Below are 22,137 nucleotides of genomic sequence, written 5' to 3' on the forward strand. Positions count from 1 at the left end.
TTTATTAATAAAATTTCTTAGGAGGATTTATGATAAACAAAGAATTTAAAACTCTTTTGAAGAATAAAGGTTTAATTATCACTATGGCTATCGTACTTCTAGTTCCTATCCTATATGCAGGAACTTTCCTGAAATCTGTTTGGAATCCGTATGACAACACTGGTAATATGAAAGTCGGAGTTGTTAACCTAGACAAGAAAGTAGATTTTGAAGGAAAGACTCTAGAAGTTGGAAACTCAATGGTTAATAAACTAAAAGAAAACAAAAAAGTAAATTGGCAATTCGTCGATAAAGAAACAGCAGAAAAACAACTAAGAGAAGGGGACTACTATATGGTAGTAACTATTCCAGAAAACTTCTCTAAAAATGCTACTACTTTATCAAGTGAAAATCCAGAAAAAATGAATATTGATTTTACTACTAACTTTACAAAAAGTAAAAACGGTGAAAAAATCATGGAAACCGTAGCGAGCAACTTAACAAAGACAGTTAAGGATCAAGTCGTAAAAACTTATAGTACTACCTTATACAGCAAGTTTTCTGAAATTGGAGGTTCTCTTCAAAAAGCTGCAGATGCATCTAGCACTTTAAATAACGGGCTTTCTCGCATTAGCGCTGGAGGAGAAAAACTTGGCAGTGGTATCAATCAACTTTCAAACGGTTCAAAACGTCTTGCGACTGGTCTTACAGCATTAAATGATGCTGGGGCTAAACTAGGAGACGGTATTTCTCAATTACAAAGTGGTTCAGGAACACTATCAAATGGCTTAAGTTCATTAAATGACAAAAAAACTACACTAGGTGCAGGTATTAATGAGCTTACTGCTGGTTCTAATACCTTAACTGCTGGATTCGATGCATTTAAAACTAAAAGTGTTATGTTAGCTTCTGGTGTAGATACTCTTTACAACGGAAGCAAAGAATTTCAAGCCGGACTTTTAAAATATACTAATGGCGTACTTACTCTTAATGAAAAATTATTAGCTAAAAAAGATGATTTAAATAAAATTAATGCTGGTGGTGCTACATTAAACAATGGTATGGAAACATTAGTAGATGGTATTTTAAAAATTAATTCTAAACTTCTAGATAAACAAGATGATTTAAATAGATTAATCGCTGGCGGTACAGTGTTAGAAAACGGTGTAACTAGCCTTTCTGAAAAAGCACCGAAATTATACGAAGGTGCTAGTAAAATTAATGCTGGTTTAGACACACTAAACTCTAGTTTACCTAGCGACCGTGATTTATCATCTAAAAAAAGCAAACTTAACTCGACTATCGATCAATTAAAAGGTCTAAAACTTACTTATAGAACAAACTTTAACCCACTATCTAGCGCCTTTACTGAATTAGGAACGCAAATAGAGAGTATTAAAGAACTTATAAGTAAAATGGATTCACAAGTTGCACCTGCTGCCACTCAAAGCAGTAACAACTTCACAAACTTAAAACAACAATTAGATGCGACTAATTTAACAGAAACTCAAAAAGCTAGCATTCTTGCTGCTGCTCAAAGCGATGTTTCTGCTGCATCTCCTCAACCAAGCGCTACTACTCAAAGTAATAACCAGATAAAAACTGATCTTACTACAGCAATCAATTCTGTTTCTTCAAAATATTCAAGCATGAAGTATCGTGTAGGAAAATTACAATACATCAAAAACCAACTTGATAAATTTGATGTAAACAACCTTGCAACAGACCTTGATGGAACTATATCTGGTTTTTCTACAATAAAAAATGCCGTTGGTAAATTAGCTGCTGGTAGTGGCGAATTAAAAGCTGGTTTATCAATAATGAATGACAAAACACCTACTCTTGTAGCTGGATTCAATCAATACAAAGGCGGAGTAGATCAAACTATAACATCACTTACAACTGGTGAACTTGCAAATGGAGTTAACAAACTAGCAACTGAAACACCAAAATTGAAAGCCGGTTTAACTAACTTTACTGATGGTGTTAATTTACTTACTACATCTATGAGTACAGGAGAATTAGCACAAGGTGTTGGAGCCCTTGCTACTAAGAGTTCAGAACTACAAAATGGATTTGATAAATTAACTGGAGGAATTAACCTATTACACGGAAAACTTCCTGAACTAACAACAGGAATCAATGCTTTAGTTAATGGAAATGCTAAAATCAATGCTGGACTTAACAAACTACAAGCAAAAATCCCTGAACTTAGCATTGGTATCCAAAAACTTGATGATGGTGGTAAAAAGCTATATCAAAACTTGACCGTTATGAAATCTAAAGCACCAGAATTACTTGCAGGTATGTCAACTGCTAAAACTGGAGCGATTAGCCTTTCTACAGCACTTGTTCAAATGCAAGCTAAAGCACCAGAATTACTTGAGGGATTAAATAAAGCAAAAGATGGTTCAGGTCTATTAGCCGATAAACTTTCTAGTGGAGCTGACAAAGTAGCATCTGCGAAAACTGGAGACAAAAACTCAGATATGTTAGCTAATCCAATCAAAACTAATACTCATGATATTGCAGAAGAAACTAGCTATGGTAATGCTATGGCACCATTCTTCTTAGTATTCGGATTACTTATAGCAGCAGCTGCATTTAACATTCTATTCCCAGCCCGTAATCGTGAAGCTGGAGAAAGTGTAGCTGGACTATTTAGCTCACGTCTTGTGGCAATGTCTACATTCGCTATTTTCGCTGTAATAATCGAAGTTATTGCTATGAAATTATTCTTTGATTTCAGAATAGAATATTTCGGAATGTACTTCTTTGGATTAATAATTTCAGCTATAGTATTTATGATAATAACGCACTTCTTATCATATACATTCGGAAAAGTAGGTAATGGATTAAGTATTGGATTTGTAGCATTACAATTTGTTCTTACTACACCACTATTCCCTAAAGAAATGCTACCTACATTATACAGTGGTTTAATTCCATTCACTCCTGTTTATTACGGAGATGTTGCAGTTCGTCATGCAGTTCTTGGCGGATTGACTGGTGAAATTTATACTAATGCTATATTAATCTTAGCTGCTTTAGGAATTATATTCCTTGTACTTACTTACATTTCGTACAATAGAGCTAACAAGACTATTACAAACTTAGCAAAATAATAATTATCGGGACTGATTCTAAATCAGTCCCTTTTTATTACTATACCAAACCATAAATTATTACTCAAAATAAATAAAAATATAATTAGGGATAGCAAATATATCTGTTTGATAGGTTTTATTGAAAAAGATTGAAATAATAGGTTAATCGATACTTTTATTTTTAACATTTAATAAATAGTTAACTTTTTATTTCTCTTTTTGGTTGAAAAATTTTATTTTTTATCGTATTATAATTAAGTGGAAAATTTCTACTTAATAAATATTTAAAAATATGAGGTACATAAAAAAATGAAAACAGCTTTTGTATGTGATTCTACACTACAAGTTAACGAAGAATTTTGTAAAAACTATCCATTGTCAATCGTACCACTAGAAGTGCGTTTAGACGATGAATTATATGAAGATAACGTAACAATTACCCCAAAAGAATTTTACAAAAAAATAAACAGTGGAATGAAACCAAGCACTAGCCAACCTTCTGTTGGGAAAATTCTTGAAGTCTATGAAAATCTAAAAGCACAAGATTTCGAACGTATAGTAGCATTCACAGTTACTAGTAAACTTTCTGGAACTTATTCTTCATTTACTCAAGCTAGCGAGTTAATAGAAGGTATTGATATAAAAATTATCGATACATTACAAGTGGCTAGAATAGTAGGTTGTGCCGTTGAAAAGATTATAAAAGACTTTTCTAATGGCGACTTAGCCTATGAAAATATTGAAGATGAGTACAGTAAATTACTCAAGCAACAAAATATTTTAGTAACCATCGAAAATATGGATTTCTTGTATGCTGGTGGACGTTTAACTAAAACTCAATTTTTACTATCTAACTTTCTTAACATCTTACCTATAATAACAATAAAAGATGGTATTCTTGACGTTTCTGGAAAACATAGAGGAATGAACAAGGCTTTAACTAAAATTTGTGAAGAAATAAAAGATAAAAATCCTAAGTCTCTTATTATTTTATATACAAGTCACGAACTCCTTGAAAAAGCTCAAGAAGTAGTCAAAAAGACATTCGGTAACATAGAAATAGAATCTGTAATTATCTCTCCTGTTATAGGAACTCATGCAGGCCCTCGTGCAGTTGGAATTGGATATTTAGAATACGAAAAATAGTATTACAAAAAATTAAGAACGCCATAGAATCAAATTCTATGGCATTCTTAATTTAACTTTCTTACTTCATACGTTCTATCTTTTCATTCATCTGGCGACGAATATTAGAAAAATCTTCTTTAATTACCACTGTATCAGCTATATAATCATGAAGCCCTTTTTTCTTGTCTGTGAATATAACAGCTATATATGGTATATTAAATAATGCAGTTGCTAATAATCTTCCTATCACTTCACGGTATAAAACATCTGATAATTTTAACTTTGTCCCCTTATTTGTCTCTACCTTAATCTTCATTATCATTTTCCCTAAAGTTTGCGAGAAATAATACGTCATTAAAATAAAATAAGAAAACATTACAACTACATAACTAAGTCCCTCTTCTCCTAATATCGGGAAATATAATTCTCTGTTCAATAATCCAAAAGAATAAGTATTTAACAATCCCGCTAAAGCAGCTACTACTATTAGATCAATTATATACGCAATAAATCTAACCCAAAAACCTGAATAAAAATTTCTAGAAAAAATTAAATAATCTTTTAATGTAGTTGGTAATGAAAAGTTGGTGTTATCTTTACTGTTAGTTTCTTTAGTTTGTTCATCAAATCTATTTTCTTCTATGCTACTAGATATCCCCTCAACATTAGCTTTATCTACAGATTCAGCAATCTTATCAAAAGTCTGTTCCGAACCATTTTCTAAACCTTCGCATCCATTAGAAAAGTCATTTGAATTGAAATTATTATTTGTCATATTAATAACCCCCTTATCCTAAATAACTTCTCTCTACTTGATTAGATGTAGCTTTACTATTCAATTCTGAAATAATACTCTTCATCGTAGCTTTTACAAAATGACTTAATAAGCTTTCTGCTGCTTTATCTGGTCGTAATTCTATTACTTTTGGATTAGATAGTTTTTTATCTTCTTTGATAAAATTAATAAGATCTTCTTCAGTCCCAATTTTATCAATTAACTTATTCTCAACAGCCTGAGTTCCTGTATAGGTACGGCCATCAGCAAGTTTTCTTATCTCATCCTCACTCATACTACGCCCTTGAGCAATTGCTTTTACAAATCTATCATATGCTTCTTTATTTTGCTCTTGATAGATTTTTCTAGTTGATTCTGGTAAATCTTCAGTTAACCCACCTACTGCTTTTTGTTCTCCAGAGCGAATAGTCTCTTGTTTTATACCATGATCATTTAAGAACTTTTGTGCTGAAACATAACTCATTATTACTCCTAGTGATCCAGTAGTTGTCTCAGTATTAGCAAAAATTTTCTTAGCTGCCATAGACACATAATAACCACCTGATGTCGCTTGTTTTTTCATAGATACATAAACATCTTTTCCACTATTTTTTAATTCATTGTAAAGTTCTGCTGTTTCATAAACTCCTCCACCTGGAGTATTAACCGATAATAAGATAGCTTTTACGTTAGAATTAGATTTAGCTTCTTTTATTTGGTTTATTACTGAAGCGCGCGAATATGTATTTGTCATTTCCGCTCCAATCTCACCTTCTATAGAAATCTTTTGAATAGTTTCATCACTATTCCCATCAACTAATGTTAACTTATGTACACTTTGGCTTCTCAAGAACATCTGCACATAACTATCTTCTGTATTTTGTTTCTGTATAACGCTTTTAGTTAATGTTCCATTAATTAGAGAGAACACGACTAGCACCATTACTATAACTAATGAAATCACTCGTTTATTTTTAAATTTCATATATTAACCTCTATCCCCTTTTAATTTTTATACTTTAAAATACCTAAATCATTCTCCGTATGTTTTAGATACAAACTTGTTATATCTCTTCATAAACGCTAACTCTGCAGTCCCAGTTTGACCATTTCTGTTCTTAGCAACAATCACCTCTACAGTTGATACATCACTAGGTTCTTGAACTTCATTTTCATCAGCATCTTCACTGCGATAGTAATCTCCACGATAAAGGAATGAAACTATATCCGCATCTTGCTCTATACTTCCTGATTCCCTTAGGTCACTCATCATCGGTCTTTTATCATGACGTGATTCTACACTACGTGATAGCTGTGATAAAGCAATAACAGGACACTCTAACTCACGAGCCATCTGTTTTAAGCTTCGCGAAATCTCTGATACTTCTTGTTGACGATTATCCGTTCGTTTACTTCCTTGAAGGAGTTGAAGATAATCAATAATTACTAAATCTAGACCATGCTCACTTTTTAGCAACTTACACTTTGCTTTAACTTCATTTACTTTAATAAATGCGCTATCTTCTATAAAGATATTTTTTTGATTCAAGAAATGCACTGCTGTTTCTAGTTTCATAAGGTCATCTTTATCCAATGAACCTTTTTTTATCTTCTCAGAATCCAACATTCCTTCACTACAAATCATCCTAGAAACCAGTTGATCAGCTCCCATCTCTAGTGAGAATAAAGCAACCGTACGTTTTTCTTCTTCTGAACGATGATTTTTCCCAGCTACGTTTAACGCTATATTAAGAGCAAAAGCTGTTTTCCCCATAGATGGACGCGCAGCTAAGATTACCAAATCTCCTTTACCTAAACCAATAACCTGATCTAACGAACTAAATCCTGTAGGAATTGCTATATTTTTACCTTCTCCCGACATACGTGCAAGTATTTCTTTAAATACTTCATCAGTAACATCACGCATATTTTTAAAATGAGATGTTTTTGCTCTTTCCATCGCACGTTCTACTTGATCAAATAACGTAGATGTTAGTGCATCAATATCAGCATTACCTTGATTCATTTCCTCTGTGCTGCTTAATAAAGCTCCACGTATTTCACGATAAATAGAATATCTTTTTACAAGATTTGCATAATGCATAATATTACGAGCACTCGGAGTAACGTCATAAACATCTACTATATACAACGAGGCATCCACGTTTTTGAATGCCCCACTGTTATTTATTTCTTCAAATATAGTAGTGGTGTCTGGTAGTATTCCCGCTTCATCAAGGCGTAAAATAGCACTATAAATATCTTTATTTTTTTCATCATAGAAATCTTCTGGATCAACTGTTGCTTTAACTTCTATCAACTTTTCAGGCTCTTGCATAAGAGCTCCCAGTAAAGATTGCTCTGCCAACAAGACAGAATCTATATGATATTTCATATTATCACCTATAAACTATTTCTTATTGTTCCACTACATGAACTTTAATAGTTCCTTCTACTTGATTATGTATTTTAATTTTTACATTTGTATATCCTAAAGCTTGAATTCCATTTGGTAAGTCAATTTTCTTTTTATCAACTTTTAAATCATGTTGTTTTTTCAACTCTTCAACAATTTGTTTTGAAGAAACTGATCCGAATAATCTTCCACCTTCTCCAGCTTTTACTTTAATCTTAACTTCTAACCCTTCTAATTGCTTTGCTAACAGATTTGCTTGAACTAACTCTTCTTGTTTATCTTTTTCTACACGTTTTTGTTGCCCTTTTAATGTTGCCATATTAGCGTTAGTTGCCTGTATAGCTTTTTTGTTAGTTATCAAAAATTTAGCATATCCATCCGCTATTTCTTTAACATCACCTTTCTTCCCTTTTCCTTTAACATCCTCTATAAAAATAACTTTCATTACCTTATCTCCTTTTTCCTTTATTTTCTTATGTTTCTAGCCGATTGATTCAAGTACTAATCTTCTTGCAATAGCACCTTGTCTATCGCATCATTTAAGCGAACTAATGCCTCATCTAAATCTATACCTTCAATCTGTGTAGCTGCATTAGCAAGGTGTCCGCCACCACCAAGTTCTTCCATGACTAATTGAACATTCATATTCCCTAAAGATCTAGCTGAAATACCCACTTTATCTTCATCCAGATATCCTAAAGCGAAACTACATTCAATACCTTTTAATGTAAGCAGTAAGTCTGCACTTTGAGCAAGCATGACATTTGTATATCTCTTATCATCTGGCGCTTTAACGATAATTATCTCTGGTGTTTTTTGGATTGCATTATTAATAATTTCAACTCTACTCATAAAGTTTTCGATAGGTTCTTTTAGAATAGTCTTCACCTTTGTTGGATCTGCCCCATTACTACGTAAGTAAGCCGCAGCATCAAAAGTTCTTGATCCTGTTCTTATTGAGAAGTTTTGAGTATCTACCACAATACCACCCAACATAATTGTCGCAGCTAATGGTGTAATTTTTTCAATCTTAGTTTGATATTCTATAAGCTCAGCTATCAACTCCGAAGATGACGAAGCATATGGCTCTATATAAGTCAGTAGCGGATTCGTAATTATATCTTCACCACGTCTATGATGGTCAATAACAACCTTTTTATTTGCTTTTGATAAAATAGCTGCATCAATGACACGTGAAGCATCAGATGTATCAACTACTATCAACGTTGTTTGTGGCGTCATAAGTTCCCAAGCCTCATCACTATCAACAAAAACATTTGACAATGTTTCATCAGTATCATTAATCTCAAACATTATTTTTTGGATTGTTTCATCCTGATCACTTTCATTTAAAATAATATAGCATTCTTTTCCTACTAACTTGGCAAAAGTATATATCCCTATACATCCACCTATAGCATCAAAGTCTGGACGTTTATGCCCCATAACAATAATCTTGTCACTATCACTAATAATATCGGCTAAAGCATTTGACACAACACGAGCCTTAATACGAGTTCTTTTTTCCTGAGGATTTGTCTTACCTCCATAGAATTTAATTGTACCATCTATATCTTTCATGGCAACCTGATCTCCACCTCGTCCAAGAGCAAGATCTAACGAACTTTTCGCAAGTTCCCCTAATTCCGGTAAAAAGTCAGTTCCCATTCCTACCCCTATACTAAGAGTAATAGGAGCATCAAACTCTTCTTTCAAATTTCTAATAGAATCCAAAATCTGGAACTTATTTTTCTCTATTTTTTTAAGGTCTTTTACATTTAATAGCCCTATAAATCTGTCTTCATCAATACGTTTAAGATAAATACTATTTTTCTTTGCCCATTCCGTTAATATTGTTACAATCTGTGCATCAAACTTACTCGCAACCTCATCGTCAAGAGAATCATAAACATCTTCATAATTATCCAAACTTAAATTAAAAATAATAGGTCGAGTATCACGAAATCTCTGCATAACAACTTTACTTTCAGTTATATCAAAGAAATAAATATAACCACTATCTTTTTGATAATTCACCTTATAATGCTTTCCAAAAATCTCAAATTGATTATCTACTGGCGTTTCCAATTCAAAAAGATCTTTTATCTCTGGCATCAATTCTAAAATGTTTAACCCTTTTATCTCTTCTACTTTTATATTTTTGTAAATAAAGTTATTTGCCCACTCTATATTTCTATCCTTATCGATAACAATAATTCCTATAGGGAACTTATTAATACCTTTTTCTGTTGAATCTTTTATACGATTAGTCAATTTACTAATATATTTTTCAGTCTGTTCTGAAACTTTTTTCTTATAGTAGAAAAATAGCATGAACACGCTAAGACCTACTACTAGATAGACTGCTAAACTTATAAGATTCATTAATCCTATTATAATTGCACCAATAGTGTATAAAGCAAATATAACTATTTCATATTTTCTCTTTGCGCTCATACTATTCTCCTTTCTTTATAATATAAATTTCTCGTAATCTAAACAAACTATCAACAAAACCAACTAGTTCAAAAACAGAACTAAAAAGAATCATACCAAACACAGCTAACGCCTTAGTTACTGGTGAATCCCCTTTTTGTTCTATGAAAAAGAACGCTGTAAATAGACCATTTAAAACAAAAATCAATGATAAAATATTCGTTAAATTTTGTAAAAGCATATACCAAAAATTATAAGAATTAGCCCCCATCATAGATTCAACTATTAAGTATACCAATGTAATAGTTATGTATATATATCCCGTTTTAGTACTTATCATAATTCTGCTAAGTTTTGGAAATGTTGGTATTATAATGTATTCCCTTGATAGCATTGATAATGTATATTGTAACAAAGCCAAACTATAAATAAATAATAAAACAAATAATGTTACAGGGAACGTTCTTTGTATATTTTCAAAACTTGATAAAACTAAACTCTTATCTAAAGATTGATTAGCTGTCAACATAGCATTAATATAATCATTTATAAACTTTAAAATTTCTTCTTGATTAATATTAATAACCCCATATTTTATAAGTAACAACACATAAAATGCTAATCCTATAAATAAGAATGTTGTAATCATAGTAAGTAAATATATTTTTGAATATCTCTTAACTATAGATTGGTATATTAAATACCCAAGAAGCATGTGCATCACAAACCAAAACAGCATATGAGGTGATGATAAAAATACTAACATCGCTGTCCCAACAGCAGCAAGTGGTATATAAAATTTTAAACCTTTGGCCCCTAAAACATAAGTAAGAGGAAATATCGCTAAAAGGGCTGTTAATAATTCAACTTTTAACAAACTTCCCAAAAGTATTAATAATAAAAAGCTAATACTATAGGCTATAACTTTATTATTACTTGGCTCTCTATAGAAAAATTTACTATCAAGAAGTTTCTCTAACTCTTTCTTTAATGTTTCTGAAATGTTATTATCCAACTTAACACTCCTTTATTGTTTTTTATATCTATACTTCATGTATGATATCCTTTTTATTATACCAAATTTCGCTGTTTTTTGAAAGAATAGCGACGAAAATTAATTAAAATTTATAAGTAACTTTTCTACCTAAATAAATATAAATTCTTTCTTTTTCTCCAATAAGAAATAGAGATAGACACATCTAATATCTATCTCTTATTTAACCTCTACAGCATCATATCATCGTTGATAATATTGCTTCCACTATTCTTTTTGAATAATTCTAGCAGTTTTGCTACGGTTAAATCTTTTTTTTCTTCACCTTTTATATCAACAACAACATGGCCTTCGTGAAGCATAACTAGACGATCACCATATTCTATTGCATGTTCCATGTTGTGAGTTATCATAACCGTCGTTAAATTATTTTTCTTAACAATTTTATCTGTAAGTTTCATTACCATAGCGCTTGTTTTTGGATCAAGAGCTGCAGTATGTTCATCTAAAAGAAGAAGTTTAGGTTTAACAAGTGTCGACATAACCAAAGTTAACGCTTGGCGTTGCCCTCCTGATAGAAATTCCACACTACTCTTCAATCTATTTTCTAGACCTAATCCTAATTCCTCTAATGCTGTTTTGTAAAGTTCTCTATCTTCTTTTTTCACACCTGGAGAAAAAAATCTTGATTTTCCTCTTTTTAGCGCTATCGCCATATTTTGCTCAATAGTCATCCTTGTAGCTGTCCCCATTTTTGGATCTTGAAATACACGCGAAATATCTTTTGAACGTTTTGTTACATCATCTTTTGTTACATCTACTCCATCTAAAGATACCGTTCCACTATCTGGGAATAACACGCCCGCAATAACATTCATCAATGTAGACTTCCCAGCTCCGTTACTTCCTATTATAGAAACAAACTCCCCATCTTCTATCTCCAAACAAAGATTTCTAAGAACATGATTTTCATTTATCGTTCCTTTTTCAAATGTTTTTTCTATATTCTTTAATACTAAACTCATTTTTATCTCCTAACACCCTTTGGGAATTTTTTCTCTAATTCAGGTATAAATAAAATTATTGCTAAAATAATTGCTGAGAATAATTTTACAAGTTGCGTATCCATACCTGGTATCTCTAATACTACTGAAATAACAAGTCTATAAATAATTGAACCGATAATTATAGAGGCTATTCTCTTACCTAGGCTAAGGTTTTTGATAACTACTTCTACGATTATAATAGAAGCAAGACCTATAACAATTGTTCCTACCCCCATATTCAAATCAGCAAAACCATTATTTTGAGCAAGCAGCGCTCCTGATAAAGCGATAAAACCATTACTTATCATATAGCCTAAGATTTTCATATTATCTATTCGTATACCATTAGCTGCACTCATATCTTCATTATCACCTGTTGATAAAATCGCTAGCCCTACTTCTGTTTTTAAGAATATAGTTAGCAAGACTATTAATACTAATGAAAATACTAACCCTAATAGAATTACCGCATAGACTTTCGGTATTCCAAAACCTTGTAACATAGTCACCAATGTTTTTTCTTTTAATAATGCTATATTAGCTTTCCCTAAAATTTTCAAGTTTATTGAGTATAACCCTGTTAAAGTTATAATTCCTGTTAACAATGCCGGAATTTTCATCTTTGTATGCAATAGACCAGAAACCACCCCTATAACAAGTCCTCCTAGCATTCCTAAAAAGGTTGCTAAAAAAGGATTCATACCATTCACCAAACTTATTGCACATATAGCTGCACCTAATGGAAAACTTCCCTCTGCTGTTAAATCGGGAATATCTAATAATCTAAAAGTTATATATACCCCTATTGCCATAACCGACCAAAGTAAACCTTGTGAAACACTTGATAATAATATATCCATCTTATCCTCCTATATTATACTAATACTTTTAATAATTCTTCTTTATTCAAACCTAATGTACGCACCATATCATCATTTATATCAACAGCTAACTTTTTAGGTTGTTCAACTGGTAATTCTGATATTTTCTTACCTTTTAAGATTTGCGCTGCTTGACGACCTGCTTGACGACCTATCTCTTTGTAGTCTACACCGTAAGTAACCAACATTCCTTCTAAAACTGCTTTATCTCCTCCTAATGCTGGAACTTTTTTCTCTTTTAAGACTGCACCAATCGTTGAAATTGTTGACGCTACCGTAGTGTCTGTTGGGAAGTAAATTGCATCTACTTCACTCGCTAGCGATGTAATAACTTGTTGAACATCATTTGTTGTAGTTACTGTTTTTTCTACAACTTCTACACCAGATTTTTTCAAAGTCTCTTTTACAATCTTAGCTTGTGCTTCAGAGTTTACTTCACTTGAATTGTAGAAAATTCCAACTTTTTTTGCTTTTGGAACTATTTTTAGCAATTTCTCTATTTGTTTATCTACTGGCGTTAAGTCAACAGTTCCTGTTACATTTCCTTCTGGAGCGTCTGTTTTAACCAATAATGAAGCAGCTACTGGATCCGTTACAGCTGTGAAAATAGTCGGCGTTCTATCATCAACATTAACCATAGCTTGTGCTGCAGGTGTTGCTATAACAAAGTTTAAATCATTTTTTCTTGCAAGCTGTTCCGCTATAGTTTGAAGATTACTCTGATCTCCCATAGCATTTTGAACATTAAAAGTTACCTTGTCCGAAGTGTATCCTTCTTCTGCCAACGCTTCTACAAAACCTTCTCTTGCACTAGTTAAAGCATTATGTTCAGCGTATTGCAAAACTCCTATTTTTATATTATCTGTTTTAACTTCACCTTTATTGCTACAACCACCAAGTACTAATAAACTTATTCCTAACAATACTTTTAATTTTTTAAATTTCATTTTCTTTTTCTCCTTTTTATTTTTTAATTTTAAGATTTTCCTAAAAGAAAAAACCGTTTAGAATGTTCTAAACGGTTTTCAATAGTTTTTATACAAGTTTAAAAAGTTCTTAACCTCGTATTATTTTTTATAAACTGTTAGCCCGCTTAGAATATTCCTCTATGCGAGCATCACCAAACTCTACAGCTCCCATAGATACAAACCTTGTTTGTACCTATAAGACCTAAGTACAAACACTATCTAATAGTAGCTGTAGTAATAATTATTTAATTGTGTATTAAATAATTTTGATGATAACATAACAGTGTTCCTCTCTTTTTATCTTGTTATTTTTAGTCTAGCACTGCTATTTCTGTTTGTCAAGTAATTTCCTAAAGAATTCTGAAAATTTAACAAATTAGTACTTTTTATTTAAAAAAAGATGAGTATATCGCTATCTTGATATACTCATCTTTTATAATACTTAACTATCTTTTACTTTTAATTTTACCATAATCATACTTATCAAGGTTATTCCAATTACTATTAAAAATATTGCTTTACTTTGGCTAAAACCAAACAAACCATGTTTAATATGTTTAGCTATCCACACATAAACATAATCCCCGTAATAAATACCTAAAGCAAAGAACGCTTGGTAAATACCCATACTAACGTTACGATACTCTCTGTCAAAATATTGCATTGCTAGTGCAATAAGAATATTGTACGCTCCACCATATCCTAAACCATTTAGAGTATAGCTAAAATAAATTATATATGGATTGTTGATATATAAGGCTATTATGTAAAAAGTTAATAAGCACCCAAGTAAAAATAACAATGTTTTTTGAATTCCCCATTTACGAGTAAGATATACTCCTACAAGAACACCTGCAATTAATTGTGGCACAGCAAAAACCGCATCTATATACGCCAACATAAGTGGTGTCATATTTAAATCAGTCTTCCCATAAGCGATCATATTTGCCCCACTGGTAGAAAACTTGATAAATGATAATAAGACAGCTAATAAACAAATATAAATAAAACTCTTATGTTTTAAAACTACCTTAACCTTATTAAATGAAAAATCACTATCAACAGGACGATAATCCTTCATCATAAAAGTTAGTACAAATGTTATTAGAGCTATTAATCCTGATACAAGCCACATATAATTAAACTGCTTATATGTATCCATTGTTAATAAATATTGGATTGGAGCCGCCATAAATTCTGCTAAAAGCGGTGCTATAGATAAAATAGATACCGACACCGCCGCCTTGTCTTTCGAAAATGTTTCTGAGAAAATAACACTAAATAATGCTAGCATTGTCGCACTAATCCCTAGTGACAACGAAGATAAATAAAGTGTTAAATAATTCGCATTAAACGCCACTAAAAACGAGGTTAAAATTAACAAGAATAATGCAATCTGTATAAACACTTTACGACGTTTAAAAATATCACTCGCCAAAAACATTGGCAACCTAACGATTAAACTCATAAGACCATAGCCAGCGGCTATTTGCGCCGCTAAAACCGGAGTTAAAGACAATCCACCCTGCTCTATTGGTGTTATCACATAAAGCTTCCTATAAGCTCTTATTATACTAATCGCCGTCCAAAACAACACCAAAATCCAAAAAATTATTATTTGCTCTTTTTTTAGTTCAAATTTTTTAGATAAGTAATATACTAATATCAAAATAAAAACTATCATTATTAGCGAAAATAAAATTTTTGTTTTAACCATCTCCTAACTAAATTTATTCAACTAATAAATTATATCACAAAATCTAGTTTATAGTTATAAAAGATACCTATTAAATTTTATGATGTTTTTTGTTATTTCTTCAATAAAACCCTAGTGCATACTTTTCGCAAGAACTAAAAAACTAATTTCTGAATTTGGAAAAAGTTCTTTTAGTGGTTTTGCACAAGATAGTAGGGTATTTCCACTGGTAAAAATATCGTCGATTATAAGCACTTTGGAAATATTTGTGTCAGGTATAGTAGAAGATAATGTATAAAATGGATGTCCCGCTCTTTGCTTATGTAGCTTCGCTTGTTTAGGTCGATAATCAGACTCTAGAATTTTCTCAAATTTTACATTACATAACGTACACAGTTGTTCTATATGGTCAAAGCTACGAATTACTTTTCTCTCATTATTAGCTGGAACTATTGTAATTAAATCAAAATTATACTCTTCAAAAAATTTTCTAAACAAACTTTTATACTTTAGGCATTCTTCTACGTCTCCTCCATATTTAATCGCATAAATGCTATCTTTCAAAAATTCATAATCAGCGAAATAATACAAGGTATATTCTCCTAACTGTTCTATATTTATATTTAGATTTATCTTACAACTTTCACACAAAATAAAACTTTCCTTCTTTGAAAAAACATTTTTAAACCCTAATTTTTCTTTTATCTCTTTCTTACAAAAACTGCATTCCATTATTTACTCCTTATTTAACCGTCTATACTTAGCTAGGTTATTCATATAGTTTATTTCTTTTATCGCAAGCCTCATATTTTTATTAATTTTATCTGCTAAAAATACGACCTTACCGTTATAATCGTATTCTTTCCTTCCTACTCGTCCCGCTATTTGTATCAATGCCTCTTTTGTAAAAATCTTATGATTAGCTTCAAACACTAAAACATCGAGATAATCAAATGTGACGCCTCTTTCTAGTATAGTCGTCGTAATTAATATATCTATCTCCCACTTTTTGAACTTCTCCAACTTTTCTTGTCGTTTTTCATCTTCACTATAAACAAAATCTATAACTATATCGTCCACTAGACTTTTTTCTAAATATAATTTTAAGCTTTTACTCGTAGCGATAGTTGGAACAAATATTAATAATCTCCTAGCTAGTTCTAATCTTTGAGTAATAAACTGCGTAATGTACTGTGACTTCTTCTCATAGGTAAATACTTTACTTTGTTCTATTTTTATTTTTGGAATAGGAAGCAAATACCCATGAAATCTTATAGGAATTTTTATAATCTCATCGACAAGTTTTTTTACTTTATCTGATGGCGTTGCTGATAAAAACACTAATATTCCCTGATTTTTTAGACTTGTCATAGCTCCTTGTTCTAAACATTCATCACCGTAGTATGGAAAAGCATCTACCTCATCTACTATGACAATATCAAAATAATTATAATATTTTATAAGTTGATGTGTAGTCATTAGATAAAAGCATGAATTGACTAGTTTTTTTTCGTCACCATGAAGAACACTTATAGGAATATCGCTGAAGTCCCTATTAAAACGTCTTGCTAATTCTTGTACAACATCTTTTCGTGGAATAGCCATACAGACTTTTTTATTATTTTTTATATTATTGTAGATAACCTTATAGACTATTTCTGTTTTACCTGCACCGCAGACCGCCCAGATTAAAGTATTCTTCCTTAATTCGCTACTTTCCACTATTTTCTCACTTGCTTCTTTCTGAACATCACTTAAGATCACCGGTGGTTCTTTTAGTTTATTAATTTTATTAAAAGGAATATTTATATAAAATCTTATAAAATAATTATCGCATCTTCCGAACTCTAGACATCTTTTACAATATGTTATTTTTATTCCTTCCGTTTCGTAGCTAAAAAATAATTTTTGATTTTTATTATCACACTGAAGACAATGATAATTTCTTTCTTCTCCTTGAACAACATATACCTTGTCAATATAAGTCGACTCTTCTAAATAATGAATTTTTACTTTAAGTCGTAAAAGTTTAGAAATAGAAAGGAGTAGCCCATTATACACTCTTAAAAACTCTAAATCACAAGCTTTTAAAGTATAGACTACTCCCGTTATTATATCGTTGTAAATTTCTTCAAAATCTTTGTTTACTTCTCCAAATTTTATATAATCATTATAAATTTCTTTATAACTATTTAACTTTTCTTCTTCATTTCTTTTTGAATAACGAACACAATAAAGTGCTTCGATAAACTCACTATATTCTTCAAAAAACATAACCTACTCCCCACAGTTACCTTTTAAAAATATTTCATAATCCCTTTTAATTTTTACTATTGAATATAACAAAGATTACAAAAGTTCATCTCTACCTAAAACTTTATTGATTTTAGTATTTTTCTGCAATTTTTGCCTTTAATTCTTATATTTAAGACTTTACATAACGTTAAAATGTTATTAATCCTCTATTTTAATTTAATTTTAACAAAAATATATTTATAAAACAAATAATAATCTATTTTTTTGGAAAAATCTTTTTCTAGAAATTATGTTGCTAACGTTATCAAAAAGTGTTATAATATAAGTATAAAAACAAGGGGATACCCTATAAAGTAGACTAGCTACTTTATGAAAGGAGTGCTTTAAAATGTTAAGATATCAAGTACGAGGAGAAAATTTAGAAATTACTCAAGCAATTAGGGAGTATGTTGAGAACAAAGTTTCTAAATTAGAAAAATACTTTGCCGACAGTTTACAAGCAAACGTTTACGCTAATGCTAAAGTATACAAAAATAATAAGAAAAAAATTGAAATAACTGTTCCTCTTAAAGGTGTGACACTTCGCGCAGAGGAAACAAACGAAGATCTTTACGCTGCTATTGATTTAGTTGTGGACAAACTTGAGCGTCAAATGAGAAAACACAAAACTAGAATTAATAGAAAAGGTCGTGAAAAAGGATTTGTAGAAGAAAATCTTCTTACTAGCGCATTAGAAGATGTAGAAGAAACATCACTTGATTTCGGTAAAGTTAAACAACTAAAAGTTGAAACTATGACAAGAGATGAAGCTGTATTCCAAATGGAGCTTTTAGGACATGACTTCTTCGCATTCTTAGATGCAAATACTAACGAAATTTCTATAGTTTATAAACGTCGTGACACTGGTTACGGGGTTCTGGAAATTTCTAAATAATTATGAGTTTAAACTTTAATCGACCATCTTCCGCAGATGGTCGATTATTTTTACAATACTTTATATTTATTATCAAATTATTACTTAGGAGGTTATTATGACAAAAAAAGTTGCCTTGTTCGTTGACAATGGTGGTGAAGAGTTAGAGCTAATTGCTCCTCTTGATATTATGCGCCGTGCGAATTTAGAAGTTGATCTTATTTCAGCTAATAACGCCGAATACGTTACAGGTGCTCATAATATTAAAATTATTGTCGATAAAAAGATTAATGATATTGAAGATATACTAGAATATGATGCTATTGTTATTCCTGGAGGAATGCCAGGAAGTACATTATTACGTGACAATAACAAAATCATTCAGTTTTTCAAAACTATGTATAATGAAGACAAATTAGTCGCAGCTATTTGTGCAGCGCCTATAGTACTGAGTGCGGCAGGGATTTTAAAAGACAGAGAAGCTACATCTTATCCAGGTTTCGATAAAGAACTAGAATGTCAATCTTACAATTCTAAAAAAGCTGTTGTAGTTGATAAAAATGTTATTACTGCTCAAGGTCCCACAGTCGCAATTCTTTTTGGTTATGAGATAGTTAATTATCTTCTAAAAGATGAGACAGCTAATACCGTAAAAGAACAAATGTTACTACCCGTATTAAAAGATAATATCTAAAAAATATCCCTCAAATTTATTATTTGAGGGATATTTATATTTATTTTGTCATCTCTTCTAATTGTCTCATTGCTGTTGCTACAACCTCTGGTGTACAAACATCAACCGCCAATTTAAATGATTCTTTTTCACTAGCAGCAAACTCTGCAATTTTTTCAATTTTTTCTTCTACATCTTCTACTACATTCACACATGCTAGGTTATAAGCTAAATCATTTTCTTTATAAAATGGAATTAATCTTTCTACTTCTTCCTCCTTACCTTCTGCTAATAATTGAACTAGAATACCATATGAAACCTTTGTTCCATGAAGAACTTTATGTGTTTCTTTTACTAAACTCATACCATTATGCACAGCATGAGCTCCTGCCATACGTCCATAATGAACTCCAAAACATCCTACCGCTCCAGAAATCGCAAATACAGTATCTACGGCGTGTTTGAAGCTTTCTGTTACTGTTTTTGTACTCATAGCTTCTAATGCACCATTAGCATCACGTAAAAGAGCATCACGCGTAATTTTTGCAGCTTCTAGTCCCATTCTTACTAAAGGATCGTTATATTTATTATTTCTTTCCACTAGCACTACAGCTTCATACCACTTCGCAAGAGTATCTCCAATACCCGCAACAAAATATTCTTTTGGTGATTCTAGTAATAAATCTAAGTCTGCAATACAAGCATATGCAGTACGTTTAAAATATCCAACCTCTCTAAAAGTTTTATCCGGATTATAAACCGCCGCTACTGGAGCATAAGGAGCACATGTTGCTATTACCGTTGGAATAGTCATATACTCTTTATTTAAAAAGCTTGCCACACCTTTAGCTGTATCAATAACACGACCTCCTCCTACACCAATAACCACATCAACATCTTCTCCATATTCATCTGCAATGCGTTTCATATCTTCATAAGATGATGTCCCGTCATATTTTGCTACTCTAAATTCTCTATTCCCCTTATAAAATTTTTTAAACGCTTCATAAGATTTTTCACCTGTAACAATCAAAGGAGTATTAAATCCTTCTAGCCTATTATCAAGTACAGCCAAAGCTCCACTCCCTGAAATATATTCACTCACTCCTGGTCTTGCTACATTTGCTAATTCAAACATTCTTATCTCTCCTTTATTATCTCATCATTCAATTTTTTATAAGTATGATTATAACATTTTCGACAATTAAAATCAATAGTAAGTTAATATATAATTATTTTCTGACAATTATTTTTGAAACAATAAAAGCTAACCTAGAATCCCCTTCCTAAGTTAGCTTTCTTTTTATCTTGGATAAAATATCGTTCCTTCTCTTTTTGTTTCGCCTTTTGTTATCGATTCTACTATAGTACTAGCTTTTTCTAAAGCAACTATCTTACCATCTAATTGTTCTATTAGAATCTTTCTACCTTTATATGGGCTGTAAACACTCGCCTCTACATTTTCTACTCGCAAATAATATTTTTCATCTAGGTTCTGCTCTTTTAGCATATTTTTTATTTGTGCCAAGTTCTCTTCACTATAATCTACATACTCAAAAAGTCTTCTATTTTGTAGTCTTCGAGCTAAATCCGCTGCAATTTCATCATCTTTATCCTGAATTAAACTACAACAATACAATAGAGAATTTTCATCTAATTTGAAATACTCCTCTACACTAACCACATTTTTTTCAAGAAATGGGATTAAAACTTTCATATCAGAAAAATACTCTTTATTATCTTTAAAAATATCTTTTAATCTATTAAAAAGTTGAATAAATACTGCCTCATAGCTGCGTGCTACTGGATGATAATATACTTGCCAATACATCTGATATCTTGCCATAATATAGTCTTCTACACTATGAATCCCCGTGTATTTCACGACAAGAGCTTTCTTATTTTCATCTATTTTTCTAACCCGCATTGTTCGTAATATTCTTTCTAAGTCAAACTGTCCATAGCTTGTTGCTGAAAAGTATGAATCTCTAAGTAAATAATCCATTCTATCAGCATCTAATTGACCAGAAATAATTTGGTTAAGAATATCATTTGGATGATTATGTTCTATTATCGATACTATATCCTCTGGTAATCTTGGAGATACTTCAGTTAATACTTGATTAAGCTCCGTTTCTCCTAAGATTATTTTAGCTGTATAATCTTCATGACTATGATTAGTAACATGTTCAAATGCATGAGAAAATGGGCCATGACCTACATCGTGCAACAACCCTGCCAACATTACGCAGATTTTATCATATTCACTAAGTTCCACACTTAAAGATTTTATCTCCGTAACCATCCTACGAACAATTTCGTAAACCCCTAATGAGTGTGAAAAACGAGAATGTTCTGCTGTTGGATAAACCTGAAAGTCTCCACCTAATTGTCGGATACGACGTAAGCGCTGAAATTCCTTGCTATCTAAACAATTCCAAACTACCTCATAGTTAATATGAATATAACTATGAACAGGATCTTTTAGCACTTTTGTTTCACTCAATTTTTTGAATTCCATTCTACTACCTCACTCTCAACATACACGTATTTTCTTTTATTATATCAAAGCATAAAAAAAAGACAAGCCTAAGCTCGTCTTTTTCTCTATTTAATCTTATTTTTCGTCTACTACGTATGGTAAAAGTGCCATGTGTCTAGCTCTTTTAATTGCTGTAGTTAACATTCTTTGATACTTAGCTGAAGTACCAGTTACACGACGTGGTAAGATTTTCCCACGTTCAGAAATGAATTTTTTAAGTAATTCTACATCTTTGTAATCGATAAATTCAACGTTATTTTTTGTAAAATAACATACTTTTTTACGACGACGCATGTTGTTACGACGATTGTTATTTACTGCCATTGC

At 31.4% G+C, this 22,137-nt stretch carries 19 protein-coding genes; 4 read left to right on the forward strand and 15 right to left on the reverse strand.

The genetic code is table 11. From position 1 onward, the window contains the following. The first annotated feature begins 29 nt into the window (after positions 1-29). Both O3802_RS03505 and O3802_RS03510 read left to right on the forward strand, forming a co-directional pair. Positions 30-3,104 carry a YhgE/Pip family protein gene (locus O3802_RS03505; protein ID WP_371458328.1) on the forward strand — a complete coding sequence of 1,025 codons (3,075 nt, stop codon included), beginning with the start codon at positions 30-32 and terminating at the stop codon, positions 3,102-3,104. A 291-nt stretch (positions 3,105-3,395) separates the two neighbouring features. Further along, the gene (locus tag O3802_RS03510; RefSeq protein WP_371458329.1) at positions 3,396-4,232 is read left to right on the forward strand and encodes a DegV family protein; all 837 of its coding nucleotides are present in this window, start codon (positions 3,396-3,398) and stop codon (positions 4,230-4,232) included. Positions 4,233-4,293: 61 nt separating this feature from the next. Here O3802_RS03510 and O3802_RS03515 read toward each other — a convergent pair whose 3' ends face one another. The 12 genes from O3802_RS03515 to O3802_RS03570 form a co-directional block, all read right to left on the reverse strand. Then, the gene (locus tag O3802_RS03515; RefSeq protein WP_371458330.1) at positions 4,294-4,989 is read right to left on the reverse strand and encodes an RDD family protein; all 696 of its coding nucleotides are present in this window, start codon (positions 4,987-4,989) and stop codon (positions 4,294-4,296) included. Positions 4,990-5,002: 13 nt separating this feature from the next. Next, a complete protein-coding gene (gene sppA, locus O3802_RS03520; RefSeq protein WP_371458331.1) occupies positions 5,003-5,974 on the reverse strand; it encodes a signal peptide peptidase SppA in 972 nt (323 codons plus the stop codon). Between the two features lie 48 nt (positions 5,975-6,022). After that, the gene (dnaB, locus tag O3802_RS03525) at positions 6,023-7,384 is read right to left on the reverse strand and encodes a replicative DNA helicase (RefSeq protein ID WP_343013403.1); all 1,362 of its coding nucleotides are present in this window, start codon (positions 7,382-7,384) and stop codon (positions 6,023-6,025) included. Between the two features lie 22 nt (positions 7,385-7,406). Next, entirely contained in the window at positions 7,407-7,850 is a 444-nt protein-coding gene (rplI, locus tag O3802_RS03530) for a 50S ribosomal protein L9 (RefSeq protein ID WP_371458332.1), read from the reverse strand. Between the two features lie 56 nt (positions 7,851-7,906). Beyond that, positions 7,907-9,862, reverse strand: a complete 1,956-nt coding sequence (locus O3802_RS03535) for a DHH family phosphoesterase (protein ID WP_371458333.1) — start codon at positions 9,860-9,862, stop codon at positions 7,907-7,909. Position 9,863: 1 nt separating this feature from the next. Beyond that, positions 9,864-10,856 carry a DUF2232 domain-containing protein gene (locus tag O3802_RS03540; protein WP_371458334.1) on the reverse strand — a complete coding sequence of 331 codons (993 nt, stop codon included), beginning with the start codon at positions 10,854-10,856 and terminating at the stop codon, positions 9,864-9,866. 209 nt (positions 10,857-11,065) lie between these two features. Next, complete coding sequence (locus tag O3802_RS03545; RefSeq protein WP_371458335.1) at positions 11,066-11,860, reverse strand: ABC transporter ATP-binding protein; 795 nt, start codon at positions 11,858-11,860, stop codon at positions 11,066-11,068. Between the two features lie 2 nt (positions 11,861-11,862). Next, positions 11,863-12,741 (reverse strand): ABC transporter permease, encoded by an 879-nt coding sequence (locus O3802_RS03550; RefSeq protein WP_371458336.1) that lies wholly within the window; start codon positions 12,739-12,741, stop codon positions 11,863-11,865. A gap of 14 nt (positions 12,742-12,755) precedes the next feature. After that, positions 12,756-13,709, reverse strand: coding sequence for an ABC transporter substrate-binding protein (locus tag O3802_RS03555; protein WP_371458337.1), 954 nt, complete (start codon positions 13,707-13,709; stop codon positions 12,756-12,758). A 463-nt stretch (positions 13,710-14,172) separates the two neighbouring features. After that, positions 14,173-15,276 carry an MFS transporter gene (locus O3802_RS03560; protein ID WP_371458338.1) on the reverse strand — a complete coding sequence of 368 codons (1,104 nt, stop codon included), beginning with the start codon at positions 15,274-15,276 and terminating at the stop codon, positions 14,173-14,175. Between the two features lie 282 nt (positions 15,277-15,558). Further along, the gene (locus tag O3802_RS03565; protein WP_371458339.1) at positions 15,559-16,158 is read right to left on the reverse strand and encodes a ComF family protein; all 600 of its coding nucleotides are present in this window, start codon (positions 16,156-16,158) and stop codon (positions 15,559-15,561) included. 3 nt (positions 16,159-16,161) lie between these two features. Then, positions 16,162-17,700 carry a DEAD/DEAH box helicase gene (locus O3802_RS03570; RefSeq protein ID WP_371458340.1) on the reverse strand — a complete coding sequence of 513 codons (1,539 nt, stop codon included), beginning with the start codon at positions 17,698-17,700 and terminating at the stop codon, positions 16,162-16,164. 370 nt (positions 17,701-18,070) lie between these two features. Here O3802_RS03570 and hpf point away from each other — a divergent pair, with 370 nt between their 5' ends. Beyond that, the gene (gene hpf / locus O3802_RS03575; protein ID WP_004633518.1) at positions 18,071-18,616 is read left to right on the forward strand and encodes a ribosome hibernation-promoting factor, HPF/YfiA family; all 546 of its coding nucleotides are present in this window, start codon (positions 18,071-18,073) and stop codon (positions 18,614-18,616) included. Between the two features lie 97 nt (positions 18,617-18,713). Continuing rightward, entirely contained in the window at positions 18,714-19,289 is a 576-nt protein-coding gene (locus O3802_RS03580) for a DJ-1 family glyoxalase III (protein ID WP_371458341.1), read from the forward strand. Between the two features lie 40 nt (positions 19,290-19,329). On the opposite strand, the gene O3802_RS03585 is transcribed toward O3802_RS03580, so the two are convergent. The 3 genes from O3802_RS03585 to rpsR form a co-directional block, all read right to left on the reverse strand. Further along, entirely contained in the window at positions 19,330-20,406 is a 1,077-nt protein-coding gene (locus O3802_RS03585) for an iron-containing alcohol dehydrogenase family protein (RefSeq protein WP_371458342.1), read from the reverse strand. 165 nt (positions 20,407-20,571) lie between these two features. Next, a complete protein-coding gene (locus O3802_RS03590) occupies positions 20,572-21,789 on the reverse strand; it encodes an HD domain-containing protein (protein WP_276766287.1) in 1,218 nt (405 codons plus the stop codon). A 96-nt stretch (positions 21,790-21,885) separates the two neighbouring features. Next, positions 21,886-22,134: a 30S ribosomal protein S18 gene (gene rpsR / locus O3802_RS03595; protein ID WP_003148047.1), complete on the reverse strand. Its 249-nt coding sequence runs from the start codon at positions 22,132-22,134 to the stop codon at positions 21,886-21,888. Positions 22,135-22,137: the final 3 nt, after the last annotated feature.

Source organism: Gemella sp. 27098_8_92 (assembly GCF_041433685.1).
Lineage (GTDB): Bacteria > Bacillota > Bacilli > Staphylococcales > Gemellaceae > Gemella.

What these genes read in the sequence shown, in the direction of transcription:
- O3802_RS03515 (WP_371458330.1), bottom strand. Translation starts at nt 4,989, where the DNA reads ATGACAAATAATAATTTCAATTCAAATGACTTTTCTAATGGATGCGAA.
- O3802_RS03570 (WP_371458340.1), bottom strand. Translation starts at nt 17,700, where the DNA reads ATGTTTTTTGAAGAATATAGTGAGTTTATCGAAGCACTTTATTGTGTT.
- O3802_RS03555 (WP_371458337.1), bottom strand. Translation starts at nt 13,709, where the DNA reads ATGAAATTTAAAAAATTAAAAGTATTGTTAGGAATAAGTTTATTAGTA.
- rplI (WP_371458332.1), bottom strand. Translation starts at nt 7,850, where the DNA reads ATGAAAGTTATTTTTATAGAGGATGTTAAAGGAAAAGGGAAGAAAGGT.
- O3802_RS03505 (WP_371458328.1), top strand. Translation starts at nt 30, where the DNA reads ATGATAAACAAAGAATTTAAAACTCTTTTGAAGAATAAAGGTTTAATT.
- hpf (WP_004633518.1), top strand. Translation starts at nt 18,071, where the DNA reads ATGTTAAGATATCAAGTACGAGGAGAAAATTTAGAAATTACTCAAGCA.
- rpsR (WP_003148047.1), bottom strand. Translation starts at nt 22,134, where the DNA reads ATGGCAGTAAATAACAATCGTCGTAACAACATGCGTCGTCGTAAAAAA.
- O3802_RS03565 (WP_371458339.1), bottom strand. Translation starts at nt 16,158, where the DNA reads ATGGAATGCAGTTTTTGTAAGAAAGAGATAAAAGAAAAATTAGGGTTT.
- O3802_RS03510 (WP_371458329.1), top strand. Translation starts at nt 3,396, where the DNA reads ATGAAAACAGCTTTTGTATGTGATTCTACACTACAAGTTAACGAAGAA.
- O3802_RS03535 (WP_371458333.1), bottom strand. Translation starts at nt 9,862, where the DNA reads ATGAGCGCAAAGAGAAAATATGAAATAGTTATATTTGCTTTATACACT.
- O3802_RS03580 (WP_371458341.1), top strand. Translation starts at nt 18,714, where the DNA reads ATGACAAAAAAAGTTGCCTTGTTCGTTGACAATGGTGGTGAAGAGTTA.
- sppA (WP_371458331.1), bottom strand. Translation starts at nt 5,974, where the DNA reads ATGAAATTTAAAAATAAACGAGTGATTTCATTAGTTATAGTAATGGTG.
- O3802_RS03590 (WP_276766287.1), bottom strand. Translation starts at nt 21,789, where the DNA reads ATGGAATTCAAAAAATTGAGTGAAACAAAAGTGCTAAAAGATCCTGTT.
- O3802_RS03545 (WP_371458335.1), bottom strand. Translation starts at nt 11,860, where the DNA reads ATGAGTTTAGTATTAAAGAATATAGAAAAAACATTTGAAAAAGGAACG.
- dnaB (WP_343013403.1), bottom strand. Translation starts at nt 7,384, where the DNA reads ATGAAATATCATATAGATTCTGTCTTGTTGGCAGAGCAATCTTTACTG.
- O3802_RS03585 (WP_371458342.1), bottom strand. Translation starts at nt 20,406, where the DNA reads ATGTTTGAATTAGCAAATGTAGCAAGACCAGGAGTGAGTGAATATATT.
- O3802_RS03550 (WP_371458336.1), bottom strand. Translation starts at nt 12,741, where the DNA reads ATGGATATATTATTATCAAGTGTTTCACAAGGTTTACTTTGGTCGGTT.